At 31.6% G+C, this 17,774-nt stretch carries 15 protein-coding genes; 14 read left to right on the top strand and 1 reads right to left on the bottom strand.

Annotation, left to right across the window (positions count from 1 at the left end; translation table 11 throughout):
- Nucleotides 1–57: 57 nt before the first annotated feature.
- Nucleotides 58–1,557 (bottom strand): YifB family Mg chelatase-like AAA ATPase, encoded by a 1,500-nt coding sequence (locus L988_RS05675; RefSeq protein WP_047382461.1) that lies wholly within the window; start codon nucleotides 1,555–1,557, stop codon nucleotides 58–60.
- Between the two features lie 263 nt (nucleotides 1,558–1,820).
- On the opposite strand from L988_RS05675, the gene L988_RS05670 reads away from it, so the two are divergent.
- The 14 genes from L988_RS05670 (at nucleotide 1,821) to argS (ending at nucleotide 17,681) form a co-directional block, all read left to right on the top strand.
- The gene (locus L988_RS05670; protein ID WP_047382460.1) at nucleotides 1,821–2,369 is read left to right on the top strand and encodes a ferritin family protein; all 549 of its coding nucleotides are present in this window, start codon (nucleotides 1,821–1,823) and stop codon (nucleotides 2,367–2,369) included.
- 107 nt (nucleotides 2,370–2,476) lie between these two features.
- On the top strand, nucleotides 2,477–3,037 hold the full coding sequence (gene cobU / locus L988_RS05665; protein ID WP_047382458.1) for a bifunctional adenosylcobinamide kinase/adenosylcobinamide-phosphate guanylyltransferase: 561 nt from the start codon (nucleotides 2,477–2,479) through the stop codon (nucleotides 3,035–3,037).
- Nucleotides 3,038–3,051: 14 nt separating this feature from the next.
- On the top strand, nucleotides 3,052–3,816 hold the full coding sequence (gene cobS, locus L988_RS05660; protein WP_047382456.1) for an adenosylcobinamide-GDP ribazoletransferase: 765 nt from the start codon (nucleotides 3,052–3,054) through the stop codon (nucleotides 3,814–3,816).
- A gap of 12 nt (nucleotides 3,817–3,828) precedes the next feature.
- On the top strand, nucleotides 3,829–4,416 hold the full coding sequence (locus L988_RS05655; protein ID WP_047382455.1) for a histidine phosphatase family protein: 588 nt from the start codon (nucleotides 3,829–3,831) through the stop codon (nucleotides 4,414–4,416).
- 1 nt (nucleotide 4,417) lies between these two features.
- Complete coding sequence (gene cobT / locus L988_RS05650; protein ID WP_047382454.1) at nucleotides 4,418–5,467, top strand: nicotinate-nucleotide--dimethylbenzimidazole phosphoribosyltransferase; 1,050 nt, start codon at nucleotides 4,418–4,420, stop codon at nucleotides 5,465–5,467.
- Between the two features lie 22 nt (nucleotides 5,468–5,489).
- Nucleotides 5,490–6,182, top strand: coding sequence for a DNA repair protein RadC (gene radC / locus L988_RS05645; protein ID WP_047382453.1), 693 nt, complete (start codon nucleotides 5,490–5,492; stop codon nucleotides 6,180–6,182).
- Nucleotides 6,183–6,233: 51 nt separating this feature from the next.
- On the top strand, nucleotides 6,234–9,074 hold the full coding sequence (gene uvrA / locus L988_RS05640; protein WP_047382451.1) for an excinuclease ABC subunit UvrA: 2,841 nt from the start codon (nucleotides 6,234–6,236) through the stop codon (nucleotides 9,072–9,074).
- 3 nt (nucleotides 9,075–9,077) lie between these two features.
- Complete coding sequence (gene ruvA, locus L988_RS05635; RefSeq protein WP_047382449.1) at nucleotides 9,078–9,677, top strand: Holliday junction branch migration protein RuvA; 600 nt, start codon at nucleotides 9,078–9,080, stop codon at nucleotides 9,675–9,677.
- A gap of 4 nt (nucleotides 9,678–9,681) precedes the next feature.
- On the top strand, nucleotides 9,682–10,986 hold the full coding sequence (locus tag L988_RS05630) for a PhoH family protein (RefSeq protein WP_047382448.1): 1,305 nt from the start codon (nucleotides 9,682–9,684) through the stop codon (nucleotides 10,984–10,986).
- Between the two features lie 77 nt (nucleotides 10,987–11,063).
- A complete protein-coding gene (gene secG, locus L988_RS05625) occupies nucleotides 11,064–11,288 on the top strand; it encodes a preprotein translocase subunit SecG (protein ID WP_047382446.1) in 225 nt (74 codons plus the stop codon).
- A gap of 69 nt (nucleotides 11,289–11,357) precedes the next feature.
- Nucleotides 11,358–12,587 (top strand): replication-associated recombination protein A, encoded by a 1,230-nt coding sequence (locus L988_RS05620; protein ID WP_047382445.1) that lies wholly within the window; start codon nucleotides 11,358–11,360, stop codon nucleotides 12,585–12,587.
- Nucleotides 12,588–12,600: 13 nt separating this feature from the next.
- Nucleotides 12,601–13,842 (top strand): histidine--tRNA ligase, encoded by a 1,242-nt coding sequence (gene hisS, locus L988_RS05615; protein WP_047382441.1) that lies wholly within the window; start codon nucleotides 12,601–12,603, stop codon nucleotides 13,840–13,842.
- Nucleotides 13,843–13,859: 17 nt separating this feature from the next.
- Nucleotides 13,860–15,644: an aspartate--tRNA ligase gene (gene aspS, locus L988_RS05610; RefSeq protein WP_047382440.1), complete on the top strand. Its 1,785-nt coding sequence runs from the start codon at nucleotides 13,860–13,862 to the stop codon at nucleotides 15,642–15,644.
- A gap of 324 nt (nucleotides 15,645–15,968) precedes the next feature.
- Complete coding sequence (gene argS / locus L988_RS05605; protein ID WP_047382438.1) at nucleotides 15,969–17,681, top strand: arginine--tRNA ligase; 1,713 nt, start codon at nucleotides 15,969–15,971, stop codon at nucleotides 17,679–17,681.
- Nucleotides 17,682–17,774: the final 93 nt, after the last annotated feature.

The raw sequence follows: 17,774 nt of genomic DNA, 5'->3' as shown, positions 1-17,774 counted from the left end.
ATGGTGTAACTATTATATCAAAAAATTAGCTCTGTCACAAAAGTGGCAGAGCTTTTTTTAATTTTTTCTAAAATTGATAGCTTCTAATAAATGATTTTTTTCAATGTTGATCGCATTATCTAAATCGGCAATGGTTCGAGCTACTTTTAATATTTTATGATAAGTTCGCATAGATAGATTTAAACTTCTGATAGCAGTTCTAATAATATTTTCACACTCTTTATCTAGAGTACAAAATTTTTCTACTTCAAAATTATTCATATCGCGATTTAATTTATTTCCGGAAAATCTTAAGTTTTGTATTTCTCGAGCACGAATAACTCGCTCTTTAATAACTTTTGAAGAGTCGCCTCTTTCTTCATCTAAAATCTCTTTATCATTTAATCTATATATTTCAACGTATAAATCTATTCTGTCTATAATAGGTCCGGATAGTTTTTTAGAATATCTTCTTAAATCATATGGAGTACAGGTGCATAGTTCTTCATCAAATCCAAGACCACAGAAGCATGGATTACAGGCCGCAACAAATATAATTTTTGCAGGGAATTCCATTTTTCCTAAACTTCTAGTTATTGATATTCGTTTTTCTTCAAGGGGTTCTCTTAAACTCTCAATTACGATTCGATCAAATTCTGTAAATTCATCTAAAAAAAGTACTCCATTATTTGCAAGACTAATCTCGCCTGGTTTAGGAGTTCGCCCACCACCAATTATAGAAGTTGCTGTTGATGTATGATGTGGGTCACGGAATGGTCGATTGGTAACGATAGGAACCCTTTCACTTAATTCCCCAGCAATGCTATAGATTTTAGTAGTTTCTATAATCTCTTTCTCGGACATAGGAGGTAAAATGGTCGTCAATCTTTTAGCAAGCATAGACTTTCCACTTCCAGGAGCCCCAATCATAATAATATTATGTCCTCCAGCAGCAACAATTTCTAGAGCTCTTTTTGCTCTGATTTGGCCTTTTACATCCCACATATCAAGTAGATTTTCTGAAAACTTAGAGGTGTTTATAACTCTCTTGCTTCTGATAATCCCTTCCTCAATAAACTTAACAACATCTCTTAAATTCTTTACGGGAACTATCTCGATATCTTTTATGATAGAAGCTTCCTCCAAATTTTCTTCGGGTATAATCACACCTTTAAAACCTTTACTTTTAGCTAGTAAAACACCACTAATAATACCATCAGCACGTCTGATTTCACCAGTCAAAGATAACTCTCCCATCATAATATAATCTCGTAAAATTCCAGTGTAGTCAGAAATAAACCTCATTCCGATCATAATACCGATAGCTATGGGTAAATCGAAATGTGATCCTCTTTTTCTAATATTTGCAGGGGTTAAATTTACAACAATTCTTCGAGGTTCTAAAAGATATCCCATATTCTTAATTCCAGAACGAATACGATCTCTACTTTCTGAAATCGTAGTATCACCTAATCCAACGATATTAAAAATAGGCAAACCATTCGTTACATCGACCTCAACCTCTACTAAAAAAGGTTCAATTCCAAGATAGCTCGAACTCAAAACCCTAACTAACATAAAGTTCCTCCCTTTATTTATCAAATACTTTTAAGATTAAAGTTTTAAATATAGTAGGTAGTTATTATAAAAGTTCTTTATGTATTTACTGATAATTTTTAATTTTCTTTTTTTATACAAAAAAAGTAAAAAAAGGTTTGACATATTTACGAAAAAGGTGTATATTATCTTTGTGAACAAAATTGTAATAATTACAAAAAAGAAATTAAAACAAATTTAAAAAGAAAAAGATATAGATAAGAGAAAATCGAGGAGGATTAAAAATGGCAAAAGTAAAATGTACAGTATGTGGAGAAGTATTTGAAGAGGCTTTAGGAACTTGCCCTTTATGTAAAGTAGGATTAGATAAGTGTGTTCCATTTGATGAGTCAGGAGCAAGAGTATGGGCAACTGAGCACAAAGTTGGAGAGGGATTAGCTTGCGGAGATGAAGAAATCATTGAAGGATTAAGAGCAAACTTCAACGGAGAATGTATGGAAGTTGGGATGTACTTAGCAATGGCTAGAGTTGCAGATAGAGAAGGATATCCAGAAGTAGCAGAAGCTTATACAAGAATCGCTTTTGAAGAAGCTGGACATGCTGCAAGATTCGCTGAATTATTAGGAGAAGTAGTAACTGATTCTACAGAAGAGAACTTAAAGAGAAGAGTAGAAGCTGAATATGGAGCAACTTCAGGGAAGTTCGATATTGCTAAAAGAGCAAAGCAATTAGGATTCGATGCTATTCACGATACAGTTCATGAAATGGCTAAAGATGAAGCTAGACATGGAAGAGCTTTCTTAGGATTATTAGAAAGACATTTCCAAAAATAATAGATAAAAAGTAGAGTGTTTGAACTATTCAAGCACTCTTTTTCGTTTATTGAAGTTTTGATTATATTGTGATACTATTAAAGTATTATAGGATAAGGGTGATATAAGTGGGGAAAATAATATATGTAACTGGAGGAGCTAGAAGTGGAAAAAGCTCTTTTGCAGAAAAGAAAGTCTTAGAAATGCAAAAAGAAAAAATATATGTTGCGACAGCCATATCATTTGATGATGAGATGAAAGAACGAGTTCGTCTTCATAAGATTCAAAGGGGAGAAGACTGGATAACAATAGAGGGATACAAAAATATATGTGAGACATTATCAGAGTATAAAAAATTATCAGGAGTTGTACTATTAGATTGTTTAACTAATATGGTAACTAATAATATGATTATGGATAGAGAAATAGACTGGGATAGTATCACTCAAGATGAGTTAAGAGTTATTGAAGATGAGATTAAAACTGAGGTACAAAATTTAGTTGATTTTATAAAAGAAAGTTCTTTAGATATGGTGGTTGTTTCAAATGAAGTCGGGATGGGTTTAGTTCCTCCGTATGCATTAGGAAGATATTTTAGAGATATTGGAGGACGAATAAATCAATTAGTAGCAAAAGAAAGCCACGAAGCTTACTTAATAGTTTCTGGGTTAGAATTAAAATTAAAATAGAGTTGGAGGAAAAAATGAACGGATTAGCTTTACTTTTTAAATTTATGACAAGATTACCATTTCCGGGAGGAAATAAATTTGATTCAAAAGCCTTGGGAAATTCAATGAAATGGTTTCCAATAGTAGGTTTAGTAATAGGAATTATAAACTTTGTTGTTGCAGCATTATTAGAAACGATTATTCCATCACCTATTTTAATGGGAATAATATTAGTGACATTAGATGTAATAATAACAGGTGGCTTACATTTGGATGGTTTAGCTGATACTTTTGATGGGATATTTAGTTATAGAAGTAAACAAAAAATGCTAGAGATAATGAAAGATTCAAGAGTTGGAACAAATGGAGTTTTAGTTTTAGTTCTTTACTTTATTTTTAAAATAGCATTTTTAGTAGAAACTTCAGAGTTATTTGGAGTAAGTCAAGGGGTTATAATGTTGATAGTTCCAATCTTATCTAGAATAAATGGAGTTATAAATTGTGCTTTCGAACCATATGCAAGACCAACAGGTATGGGAAAGACTTTTGTTGAAAATACAGATAAAGCGGGAGCAGCGATAGCATATACGGTAGTAACAGGTATATTGTATTTAGTAGCGCAATATTTTGGATTACCGTTCTTGAATTTATTTTTGATATTAAATATTTTAGGAGTTAGTGGATTTTTCTTTGGAAAGCTGATGACAAGAAAAATAGGTGGGATAACAGGTGATACATTAGGAGCGTTATTAGAATTATCGTCTGTTTTATCACTAGTTTTAATGTATATCTTTTTATAAGAGGAGAAATTTATGGGAAAAGTTATTTTAGTTAGACATGGTGAATCAGAACTCAATGTAAAGGGTGTTTATTACGGAGTTTTAAACCCAGGACTTACAGAAGAGGGAAAAGAACAAGCTAAAAAAACGAGAGATATACTAAAAGAGATTAATTATCATAAAATTTATTCAAGTGATTTAAAAAGAGCTTTAGATACAGCAGAAATAATAAATTCTAAAGAATTAAAAATCTTTGTAGATGAAGATTTAAGAGAGTTAAACTTTGGAATTTTTGAGGGACATACCTATGAGGAGCTTTTAGAAAAGTATCCTGAAGAGTTGGAAAAAAGCCAGAAAAGTTGGGAAAATTATAATTACATAACTGGGGAAAGTGTTGTAGAGCTTCAAAATAGAGCAATAAATTTTATAGATAAAAAAGTTAATTTAGATGAAGATACAGTTTTAGTTACTCATTGGGGTATTATAAATACCATTTTAAGTCATTATTTTTCAAATGGATTGGATGCATATTGGAAGTTTAGTGTAAAAAATGCAGGAGTAGTTATAATTGAGTTTTCTGATGGATATCCGATATTAAAAGGATTCAACATAGGGGGATAAATTGAAGAGATTAATAAAAGTTCAGAAAGAGATTAAAGAAATAGATGTAGAGGCCATGAGGTTATGTAAAGATATACTAGATACTAGGATGAAACCGCAAAAAAGCTTGGGTATCTTAGAGGATCTAGCAGTAACGGTAGCAGGAATAACAGGTAAACCATTAAACACGTTGGAGAGGGGATGTCACTTTATAGCTTCAGCTGATAATGGAGTTATAGAGGAGGGAGTATCATCATGCCCTTTGGAATATACAAAAATTGTTTCAGAGGCTATGTTAAACTCGTTTGCAGCTATAGGTATTTTATGTCAAAGCTTAGATATTCCTCTTAATTTGATTGATGTAGGAATAAAAGGAGATATTTCAAGAGAATATAAGCACCTTTATTTGAAAAAAGTTGCGTATGGCACAAAAAATTTCGTTCAAGAACCAGCTATGAGTATTGAGGAAGTAATAAAGGCCATTGAAGTTGGTGTGGAGATGATAAAAAATAAGAAAGAGTATGATTTTTTCTCAAACGGAGAGATGGGAATTGCGAATACCACTACTAGTTCAGCAATTTTATACGCTTTAACAAAAGAAAATATCGAAAAAGTTGTTGGATGTGGTGCTGGTCTTTCAGACGAAGGACTAAAAAGAAAAAAAGATATAATAAAAACTTCAGTAGAGAAATATGATTTGTTTAATAAAGAAGCGCTAGAAGTTTTAAGATGTGTAGGTGGGTTAGATATAGCTTGTATGGTTGGATTATACTTAGGAGCCGCCTTAGAAAGAAAACCTATGTTGATTGATGGATTTATTTCAGGTGTTGCAGCTTTAGTAGCTACAAGAATCGAGCCTAAAGTAAAGGGATACCTAATAGCGACTCACATGAGTGAAGAACCTGGAATGAAGGTTGTTATGAATGCTTTAGAGTTAAAACCATTTTTAGATATGCAGATGCGTTTAGGTGAAGGAACCGGAGCGGTTTTAGCTTATCCAATTTTAAAAGCAGCAATGAATATTCCAAAAGTTATGAAAACAAAAGATGAGGTTTATGACTTGTTTCAATAATTTCTAATAAGGGGTGGTTGTCTTGGAAAAAGAACAAATGCAAGGACACCGAAAGAGATTACGAGAGAAATATTTAAGAGTTGGTTATAAAGGATTAGAGGATTACGAGATATTAGAGTTGATTTTGACATATTCAATCAAATTGAAGGATTGCAAAGGAATAGCTAAAAATTTATTAGCAAAATTTAAAACAATAGATACAGTTATAAAAGCAGAGATAAATGATCTGAAAGATATTGAAGGTGTTGGAACAGAGACGGCATTATATTTAAAAGTGATTGGAGATATAATGTCGAATCATTATTTTAAAAATATACAATCAGCAGATTTTAAAACTTTAAAAGGAAAAACAGATCTTATAAATTATTTAAAAGATGATGTAGGATCCTTGAAAAGTGAAGAGTTCAAAGTTATATACTTGAGTAGCGATAATAAAATTGTTGCAGATGAAATTCTGTTTAAAGGAACCATAGATAGAAGTGTTGTATATCCAAGGAAGATTGTAGAAAGAGCGATACATAATAGAGCTAAGGGTGTAATATTTGCTCATAATCATCCAAGTGGAAATTTAACACCATCTAAAAAAGATATAGAATTGACATTAGAGATGCAGGAATTATTAGAAAAAGTGGACATAAAATTACTAGATCATATTATAGTGAGTGATGAATCCTATTTTAGTTTTTATGATAATGGATTAATTGAATATTATTAAATTCGACCCTCTTAAATTTTTTAAGAGGGTTTTTTCAAAGGAGGAGTAGAAGTGTTAGATAAAATAGTTATAAAGGGAGCTAGAGAGCATAACTTGAAAAATTTTGATATAGAGATTCCAAAATATAAATTTGTTGTTGTAACAGGAGTTAGTGGAAGTGGAAAATCATCTTTAGCTTTTGATACAATTTATTCTGAGGGCCAAAGAAGATATGTTGAAAGTCTGTCAGCTTATGCAAGACAATTTATAGGACAGATGAAAAAACCAGAGGTAGATAGTATAGAGGGGTTAGCTCCAGCGATATCAATTGAACAAAAAACAACAAATAAAAATCCAAGATCAACAGTAGGAACAGTAACAGAGATATACGATTATATGAGATTGCTATTTGCTCATATAGGAAAGGCTCATTGTCCTGTATGTAATAAATTAGTTGAAAGACAAAGTGTAGATGAAATTGTAGAGAATGTTTACGAGAAATTTCAAAACGGAGAGAGATTGATGCTTTTGAGTCCAGTTATAAAGGACAAGAAAGGAACTCATAAAAATCTTTTTTTAAATTTGGTAAAGAAAGGATTTGTAAGAGCAAGAGTAAATGGAGAAATTTTATATATTGAAGAAGAAATAAATTTAGATAAAAATAAAAAACATAACATTGAAGTGGTTGTTGATAGATTAGTTGTAGATAAGGAAGATAAAGATTTTAAATCGCGTTTGACTGAAAGTATTGAGCAAGCAATAGAGTTATCGGAAGGAAAAATTATTATAAATTGGTCTGATGGAGAACAGCTATATAGTGAAAATTTTTCATGTCCAGATCATGAAGACGTAAGCATTCCGGATTTGAATCCCAGACTATTTTCTTTTAATGCTCCGTTTGGTGCGTGTCCAGAGTGTAAAGGGATTGGAAAGAAATTAGAAATAGATGAAAGTAGATTGCTAGAGGATGAGAATCTCTCTATATTGAAGGGAGGGATATATATTCCTGGAGCGGCTTCTGCTAAAAAAGGTTATACTTGGACAATTTTTGAATCAATGGCCAGAAAATATAAGATTGATTTAGATAAACCAGTAAAAGAGTTAACAAAAAAAGAGATGGATATTATATTTTATGGAACTAATGGAGAGAAATTTAGAGTTGATTATGATTCTAAAGAGTTTAGTTTCCATGGAGAGAAAGAGTTTGAAGGAATAGTGAAAAACTTAGAGAGAAGATATAATGAATCATTTTCTGAAAGTTCAAGAGAAGAGATTGAAAATAGATTTATGATTGATAAAATCTGTAAAGTTTGTAATGGGAAAAGATTAAAACCTGAAGTTTTAGCTGTAACAGTTTATAAAAAAAATATAATAGAGATAACTGAATTAAGTATAAAAGAAGCACTTAAATTTTTTGAAACAATAGAGCTAACAGAAAAAGAGAGACAGATTGCAGCAGAGATTTTAAAAGAAATCAAAGAAAGATTGTCATTTATGATAAATGTGGGATTGGATTATCTGAGTTTGGCAAGAGAAACAAAAACATTATCTGGTGGAGAATCACAAAGAATAAGACTAGCAACTCAGATTGGATCTGGTCTTACAGGAGTGTTGTATGTTTTAGATGAACCGAGTATTGGATTACATCAAAGGGATAATGATAAACTTTTAGCTACTTTAAATAGATTAAAAGAGCTAGGGAATACATTGATTGTTGTAGAGCATGATGAAGATACAATGTATCAAGCTGATTACATATTAGATATGGGTCCAGGAGCCGGAGTTTTTGGAGGAGAGATTGTAGCTGCAGGAACACCAGACGAGGTTATGAAAAATGAAAGATCAATGACAGGAAAGTTTTTAAAAGGAGAGATAGGGATTCCAATACCATCAGAGAGAAGAGTTAGTGAAGAGTTCATAAAATTAAAAGGAGCAAAGGGAAATAATTTAAAAAATGTTGATGTGGACATTCCTCTGGGAGTTTTAACTGTGGTAACAGGAGTTAGTGGAAGTGGAAAATCAACTTTAATAAATCAAACTTTATACCCTGTCTTGTTTAATAAATTAAATAGTGGAAAGCTATATCCTTTAGAGTATGACTCAATTGAAGGAATTGAAAAACTTGAAAAAGTTATAGATATAGATCAAAGTCCGATAGGAAGAACTCCTCGTTCTAATCCAGCCACATATACAAAAGTTTTTGATGATATAAGAGATATATTCTCACAAACAAAAGATGCTAAGTCGAAGGGCTACAGTAAAGGACGTTTTTCATTTAATGTGAAAGGTGGAAGATGTGAAGCTTGTCAAGGAGCTGGAATCATAAAGATAGAGATGAACTTCTTACCAGATGTTTATGTTGAGTGTGAGGTTTGTAGAGGAAAGCGATATAATAGAGAAACTTTAGAAGTTTATTACAAAGGAAAAAATATATCAGATGTTTTAGATATGAGTGTTGGAGAAGCTTATGAGTTTTTCCAAAATATACCGACATTAGAAAGAAAATTGAAAGTATTAGTTGATGTAGGATTAGATTATATAAAGTTGGGTCAACCAGCAACAACTTTATCTGGAGGAGAAGCTCAGAGAATAAAATTAGCTAGTGAGTTAGCAAAAGTATCAAAAGGAAAAACTGTTTATATCTTAGATGAACCTACAACTGGATTACACTTTGAAGATATAAGAAAATTATTAGAAGTTATAAATAGACTTGTGGAAAAAGGTAATACAGTAATAATAATTGAACATAATTTAGATGTTATAAAAAATGCAGATTACATAATTGATATAGGACCTGAAGGTGGAGATGGTGGAGGAAAAGTTATCTTGACTGGAACACCAGAGAAGGTTGCAGCTTCAAAAAAAGGATATACAAGTAAATACTTAAAAAAAGTGTTAAAGGGAGAGAGATAAAGAATGTTTGAATACTTAAACGGAGTAGTAAAAATAAAAAAACCAGAATATTTAGGAATAGATGTAAACGGCGTAGGCTATAGAGTATATATAACTTTAAAAACATATGATGAAGTACAAATTGGAGATAAAAGAGAGTTATATATATACAATGTAATAAAAGAGGATGCTTTTAAGTTAGTTGGATTTTTACAGGAAAGAGAAAGAGTGTTATTCGAAATGTTAATAGGTATAAGTGGGATAGGGTTGTCTTTAGCTTTATCAATAATGTCTACATTTTCAATTGATAATATAAGAGAGATTGTATTAACTGAAGATTTTAAAACTTTAAAAAGAGTTCCAAAATTAGGAGAGAAAAAATCAAAACAAATAATAATAGATTTAAATAATAAAATCAAAACTTTAAACTTGATGGCGATGGAAGATCCATCAGGAGATATACTGAATAGTGCAATAGAAGATGAGCTGTATATGGCCTTAGAGTCTTTAGGATATAGTAAAAAGGAAATAGATTCTCTGGTGAGTAAAGATGAGTTAAATGGATATTCGACTTTAGAAGATGCAATAAAAGGAGTTCTTAAAAAAATTCAGTTAAGGGGATGATTTTATGAGAAAAATCTATGTTCTAGACACAAATGTTTTAATACATGACCACAGAAGTATATACAGTTTTGAGGATAATGAAGTTATTGTTCCAATTTTTGTTATTGAAGAGATAGACCATCTAAAAAGAAATAGTACAACAGCTATTCAAGCTAGATTAGCAGCAAGAGAATTAGATGCAATAAGAAAAAAAGGGTGTATAGCAAAAGGTGTTAATCTAGAGAAAGGGATTTTTTTCAAAGTAGAGATTGAGAACGATTTAGAATTGCTACCGCTAGCTTTAAAAAGAGATTCCGTAGATAATATGATAATATCGGCAACTTTAGGAATTAAAAATAAAAATCCAGATATGAAAGTGGTTTTGATAACAAAAGATATAAATATGAGGATAAAAGCGGACTCCTTAGGTGTAGAGGTTCAAGATTATGAAACTGATAGAACGGATTATACAACTTTAGATGATGGTTATGTAGAAATTGAAGTTCCAAGAGATATATATACAAAATTTGATAAAGCTGGAAAGATAAATGTTTGGGAATTAGGAGAAGGATATCATTTTACTGAAAATATGTTTGTGAGATTTAAATGTGGTGATGAAAAAACTTCTGGAAGATATATTGGTGGAAAAATTAGAAGAAATTTAGAGGGACAAATTTCAGCTTGGGGAGCAAGAGCTAGAAATGATGAACAAGAATATGCTATGGAACTTTTGATGGATGAAAATATAAGAGTTGTAACTTTAGTTGGAAAGGCTGGAACAGGAAAGACACTCTTAGCTATTGCTGCAGGACTTGAGCAGGTTGTAGAAAGAGGAAAGTATAAGAAACTCTTAATCGCAAGACCTATAATACCAATGGGGAAAGATTTAGGATATCTTCCTGGAAGTGAAGAGGAGAAATTAAGACCTTGGATGCAACCTATATATGATAATATAGATTATTTAGCAGGTGAAAAAGGAGAAAAAACAGGTGAAAAAGTTATTTTAGGTCTTCAAACTATGGGATTGTTAAAAATAGAAGCCTTGACATATATAAGAGGAAGAAGTATTCCGAATGGATATGTAATAATAGATGAAGCTCAAAACTTAACACCACTAGAGGTAAAAACAATAATAACTAGAGCTGGAGAAAATACAAAAATTGTTCTTACAGGAGACCCAGACCAGATTGATAGTCCGTACTTGGATGCAGATACAAATGGGTTGACATATTTAGCAGATAAATTAAAAAACGAAGGCATTGTAGGACATGTAACTCTAAAAAAAGGTGAACGTTCAGCTTTAGCTGAATTAGCTGCAAAACTTCTATAATTTTTTCTTTTATTTTATGAATATATATATTATAATATTGTATAAGATAGAAGACGAAACTTGGGAGGAGTAAAGTTATGGAAGCAGTTTTAACAATATTTTTATTCATATTTGCTGTAGCTTTAATAGTACTAGTTCTTGTACAGCCAGATAGAAGTCATGGAATGTCAGGAAGCATGGGAATGGGAGGTTCAAATACAGTATTTGGAGTTTCAAAAGACGGAGGACCACTAGCCAGAGCAACTGAAGTAGTCGCATTTTTATTCATACTTTCAGCACTTCTTCTGTATCTAGTAAAATAGTTAAAAGAGTTAAAGGCGTGTTGGGGTACACAATACGCTTTTTTATTTTAAAAAATAGGTTGTGATTAGATGCAAAGTATATTTGGTGGAAATTTTGAAAAAGCAAAACCTCTATCAGCTCGTTTAAGACCTAAAAAGTTGAATGAGTTTCAAGGTCAAGAGAAGATTTTAGGTCAAAATGGTGTTCTTAGAAAAATAATAGAGGGAAAAAATCTTTCTAATATGATTTTGTATGGACCATCAGGTTGTGGAAAAAGTTCTTTAGGAGAGATAATTTCAAGAGAGTTAGATTATAACTTTGAAACTTTAAATGCTACAATAGCAAGTTTAAATGATTTGAGGGAAATAGTTGAGAAAGCAAAAAGAAATCTCGAGTTATATGGGAAAAGAACAATTCTATTTTTGGATGAGATACATAGATTTAATAAAACCCAACAAGATGCACTACTTTCTTATACAGAGTCGGGGATACTGATTTTAGTTGGAGCTACTACTGAAAATCCATATCATAGTTTGAATAATGCACTTTTATCAAGATGCTTATTATTTGAATTTAAGCCCCTTACAAGAGAAAATATAAATAATATTTTAAAAAAAGGAGAAGAGCTTTTAGAATCTCAACTTCCAAAAGAGGTGAGAGAGGTTATTTTAGATATCTCTCAAGGTGATAGTAGGATAGCTTTGAACTATTTAGAACTTTATAAAAGTAGCTGTGCAGGTTACAGTGAAAAAGAGATTATAGATCTTTTTAGAGAAAGAAGAGCTTCTTATCATAAAGAAGAGGATAAATATAATCTTATTTCTGCCATGATAAAAAGCATAAGAGGCAGCGATCCAGATTCAGCTGTTTATTGGTTGGCAAGACTTCTTCATGGTGGAGAAGATCCAAGATACATAGCAAGAAGAATTTGTATTCACGCAAGTGAAGATATAGGAATGGCTAATCCAGAGGCAATGATAATAGCTAATAGTGCTATGAATGCTAGTGAAAGGATAGGAATGCCAGAAATAAGAATAATTTTATCTCAAGCAGTAATCTATTTGGCTATATCGACAAAAAGTAATAGTAGCTATTTAGCTATTGATAAAGCACTAAAAGATATCGAAAATGGGGATTTAGAACCAGTACCTATTCATATAGGGGATAGAGCAGTTGGTTATAAATATCCACACGATTATCCGAATAATTTTGTTGATCAAAAATATAAAGAACATAAAAAAAGATATTATATTCCTGGAAACAATAGATATGAGAAGTTGATTGAAGAGAAATTAGAAAAATTATGGAAATTAAAATAATTGAGGTGATAAAATGAAACTGATTAAAGCAGTTAGAGGAACTAAGGATATATATGGAGATAATGGAATAAAGTACGACTATATAACAAGAACGGCTCAGCAATTTTTTGAAAACTATGGGTATTCTATGATAAAAACTCCAATATTTGAAGAGACAGATTTATTCAAAAGAGGAGTAGGAGAGGGAACTGACATAGTTGAAAAAGAGATGTATACTTTCCAAGATAGAGGAGAAAGAAGTATAACATTAAGACCTGAAGGAACAGCAGCAGTTGTTAGATGTTACTTAGAAAATAAAATTTACGCAAAAGAGGAAGTTTCAAGATACTTCTACGCTGGTTCTATGTTTAGATATGAAAGACCTCAAGCGGGAAGACAAAGGGAATTTAATCAAATAGGTGTTGAAGTATTAGGAGAAAGTTCACCGATTTTAGATGCTGAAGTAATAGCTATGGGATACTCATTCTTAAGTAAAATAGGAATAACTGATTTAGAAGTAACAATAAACTCAGTTGGAGAAAAAGAGAGCAGAGTTAAATATAGAGAAACTCTATTAAACTTCTTAGAGCCGATGAGAGAAGAGTTATGTGACGATTGTAGAATGAGAATGGAAAAAAATCCTTTGAGAGTTTTAGATTGTAAAGTAGACAAGTGTAAAGAGCTGACAGCTGATGCACCAATCATAACAGATTCATTAACAGAGGAAGAGAAAAACCACTATGAAACAGTAAAAAAATATTTAACAATTTTTGGTGTTAATTATAAAGAGGACCCAAGATTAGTTAGAGGATTAGATTACTATTCAAGTACAGTTTATGAGATTGTAACGAATAAGTTAGGATCACAAGGAACTGTTTTAGGTGGAGGAAGATATGATAATCTTTTAAAGCAACTTGGAGATAAAGAGATTCCAGCTTTTGGATTTGCCGCTGGTGTTGAAAGAATAATGATGCTATTAGGAGATGAATTCCCAAGAAGAGATTTAGATGTATATATCGCTTGGTTAGGAGAAACAACAATGGATTGTGCTTTCAAAATAGCAAACGATTTAAGAATTGCTGGAAAATCGGTTGTAATTGATTACAATTCAAAAGGAATGAAAGCTCATATGAAAAAGGCTGATAAAGTTGGAGCAAAAAATGTTATTATAATTGGTGAAGATGAAATGAATAAAGGTGTTGTAATGCTTAAAGACTTCATTAACAGAACTCAAGAGGAAGTTAGCATAGAAAATATAAAAAATATATTAAAATAATAGAAGGAGAAAAAGAGATGACGTATTATAGAACTCATAACTTAGGGGAATTAAGAGCTTCAAATATTGGTGAAACAGTTACTTTATCTGGATGGGTTGATACAAAAAGAGACCTAGGTGGGTTAACTTTTATCGATTTAAGAGATAGAGAGGGAAAAACTCAAATAATATTCCATACAGATGTAGCTGAAGTTGCTGTTGTAGAAAGAGCACAAAAATTAAAAAATGAATCAGTTATAAAAGTAGTTGGAGTTGTAAGAGAGAGACAAAGTAAGAATGCAAATATTCCAACAGGAGATATCGAAGTTTTTGTAACTGAATTAGAAGTTTTAAATAACTGTGATGTGTTACCATTCCAAATCTCTGGAGATGATAATTTAAGTGAAAATATAAGATTAAAATATAGATACTTAGATTTAAGAAGAACACATATGGCTAGAAATTTAAAAATGAGACATAAAATGATTATGTCTATAAGAAACTATATGGATGAAAAAGGATTCTTAGATGTAGATACTCCAATCTTAACTAAGTCAACACCAGAAGGAGCAAGAGATTTCTTAGTTCCAAGTAGAACAAATCCAGGTGATTTCTATGCATTACCTCAATCACCTCAATTATTCAAGCAATTATTGATGATTTCAGGAGTAGAAAAGTACTTCCAAATAGCTAAATGTTTCAGAGATGAGGATTTAAGAGCGGATAGACAACCTGAATTTACTCAATTAGATATCGAGATGTCATTCATTGAGCAAAAAGATATAATGAACGAGATTGAAGGATTAGCAAAAAGAGTATTCAAAAATGTAACAGGAGAATCAGCTGAGTATGATTTCCCAAGAATGCCATATGCAGAAGCTATGGAAAGATTTGGTTCAGATAAACCTGATACAAGATTTGGTGTAGAATTAAAAGATTTAACTGATATAATGGCAACTTGTGGATTCAAAGGATTCAAAAGTGCAGTAGAAGCTGGAGGAGTAGTTAAAGCTGTAGTAGCTCCTGGTGTAGCTGAGCAATTCTCTAGAAAGATATTAACTGAGTACGAAGATTATGCAAAAACATATTTTGGTGCAAAAGGAATGGCTTGGATAAAGCTAACAGAAGAGGGAGTGAACTCTCCAATCGCTAAATTCTTCACAGAGGAAGAGATGGCAGCAATTATATCTAGAACTGAAGCAAAAGTTGGAGATGTAATTATGATAGTTGCAGATAGAGCAAAAGTTGTTTACGGAGCTTTAGGTGCAGTTAGATTAAAATTAGGAAAAGAGTTAGGATTAATTGATAATGATGAATTTAAATTCCTATGGGTAGTAGATTTCCCGATGTTCGAGTATGATGAAGAAGAGCAAAGATATAAGGCTCAACATCACCCGTTCACATCAATAAAAGAAGAGGATATGCAACTGTTCTTAGATGGAGAAATGGATGCAGTAAGAACAAACTCTTATGACTTAGTATTAAATGGTTCAGAAATTGGTGGAGGATCAATTAGAATATTCAATCCAGAAATTCAAAGTAAAGTATTTGAAAAACTAGGATTATCGAAAGAAGAAGCTCAAGATAAGTTTGGATTCTTCGTAGATGCATTTAAATATGGAGCACCACCTCATGGAGGATTAGCATTTGGAATCGATAGATGGTTAATGGTTATGTTAAAAGAGCAATCTATAAGAGACGTAATACCATTCCCTAAAACAAATAAAGGTCAATGTCTGATGACTGAAGCTCCAAGCAAAGTTGATGACAAACAATTAGAAGAGCTTTATTTAGATTCAACATATAATCCAGAAATAGTTTAGTTATAAAAAATATACTATTCAAAAGGATTTTTTAATTGAAAAAATAATATAGAAGTGATATAATTGTCTTAAGAGTAAATATTTCTGGTCTACTCGCTGTTATCTGGAGGTTTTGGGCCTAAGGTCGCTATTGGGATTGGCTCTGTTGTCTATAACTCAGATACGTCACGGAAACCCTTGTTTCACGGACCCTGTATATAGGCATTATCTGATTACCACGTATATGAAACGGCGACCAAAACCGTAAGGAAGGCGGTAGACTGGAGTTATTCTTTTTTAGGACTTTCGGGTCCTTTTTTTATTTCACAACAAAAGGAGTAAATTATGTTAACTATTGAAAAACAGATAGAGTTAATTTTATTAGATACAGTAAAAAATTTGTATTCAGATAAAGAGTTAAAACCAGTAGAGATAACTGTTGCAACAAATGAAAAATTTGGAGATTTCCAATCAAACTTTGCAATGATGAACTCGAAAATAATAGGAGGAAATCCAAGAGCGATTGCTGAAAATGTAGTAAATAACTTAGTTGTAAATGATGTTATTGAAAAAATTGAGATTGCTGGACCAGGATTTTTAAATATCTTTTTAAAAGATTCATACTTAGCAGATTTAGTTAAGAAGATATCTAAAGAGAACTATGAGTTTAAAGGATTAAATACAGAGGGAGATGTAATAATTGATTACTCTTCACCAAATATCGCAAAAAGAATGCATATAGGTCATTTAAGATCAACTATAATAGGTGATTCTATAAAAAGAATGTATAAATATTTAGGATTCAATGTTGTTGCAGACAACCACATTGGAGACTGGGGAACGCAATTTGGAAAGCTAATTATAGGATATAGAAACTGGTTAAATGCAGAAGCTTACAAAGAAAATGCAATTGAAGAGTTAGAAAGAGTATATGTTGAATTCACTAGACAAAGTGAAGAGCATCCAGAACTTGAAGATCAAGCTAGAGAAGAGTTAAAGAAACTTCAAGATGGAGATGAAGAGAACTACAGATTATGGCAAGAGTTTATAAAAGTATCTTTAGATGAGTATGGAAAGTTATATACTAGAATGGGAATTAATTTTGATACTTACTATGGAGAATCATTCTATCACGATTTAATGCCAGGTGTTGTTAAAGAGTTAGAAGAGAAAGAGATTGCAGTAGAGGATCAAGGTGCAAAAGTTGTATTCTTCCCAGAAGAGGAGAAGTTACACCCTTGTATTATTCAAAAAAGAGATGGAGCTTTCCTATATGCAACATCAGATATAGCTACAGTAAAATTCAGATTAAGCAACTATAATGTAAATAAATTAATCTATGTAACTGATGAGAGACAACAAGATCACTTCAGACAATTCTTCAGAATAACTGATATGTTAGGATGGAATGTAGAGAAGCAACACGTATGGTTTGGAATCATGAGATTTGCTGATGGAGTTTTCTCAACAAGAAAAGGAAATGTAATCAGATTAGAAGAGCTTTTAGATGAAGGAAAAAGAAGAGCTTTAGAGATTGTAAATGAAAAAAATCCTGAATTATCAGATGAGGAAAAAGATAATATAGCAGAAGTTGTTGGAACTGGAGCTATAAAATATGCTGATTTATCTCAAAATAGACAGACAGCTGTAATATTTGAGTGGGATAAAATTCTGAGTTTCGAAGGAAATACAGCACCATACTTACAATACTCTTATGCTAGAATAAAATCTATTTTAAGAAGAGCAGTAGAGAATGGAAAAGATTTAAGAGAGGATGTAGCAGTTACATTTACTGATAAAACAGAAAGAACATTAGCACATCACTTAACTCAATTCCCAGCAGTTATATTAAAAGCAGCAGATAGCTGTAGACCAAATCTAGTTGCAGATTACTTATTTGAATTGTCGAAGAAGTTCAATGGATTCTACAACGCTTGTCCAATATTAAATCAAGAGGATGAAATTCTTTATTCGAGATTATTATTAGCTGAAAGAACAGCTGCAGTTTTAAAAGAGGGATTAAACCTTTTAGGAATTGAAACTTTAGAAAGAATGTAATAAATATTAAAGCCAGTACTTTGTGCTGGTTTTTTTATTGAAAGAATTAATAAAAAAAATAGTATAAAGATAAGAGAAGAAAATATTTATACG

The organism is Cetobacterium sp. ZWU0022, assembly GCF_000800875.1.
Classification (GTDB): Bacteria; Fusobacteriota; Fusobacteriia; order Fusobacteriales; family Fusobacteriaceae; genus Cetobacterium_A.
This window is presented reverse-complemented; position numbering and strand designations above follow the sequence as displayed.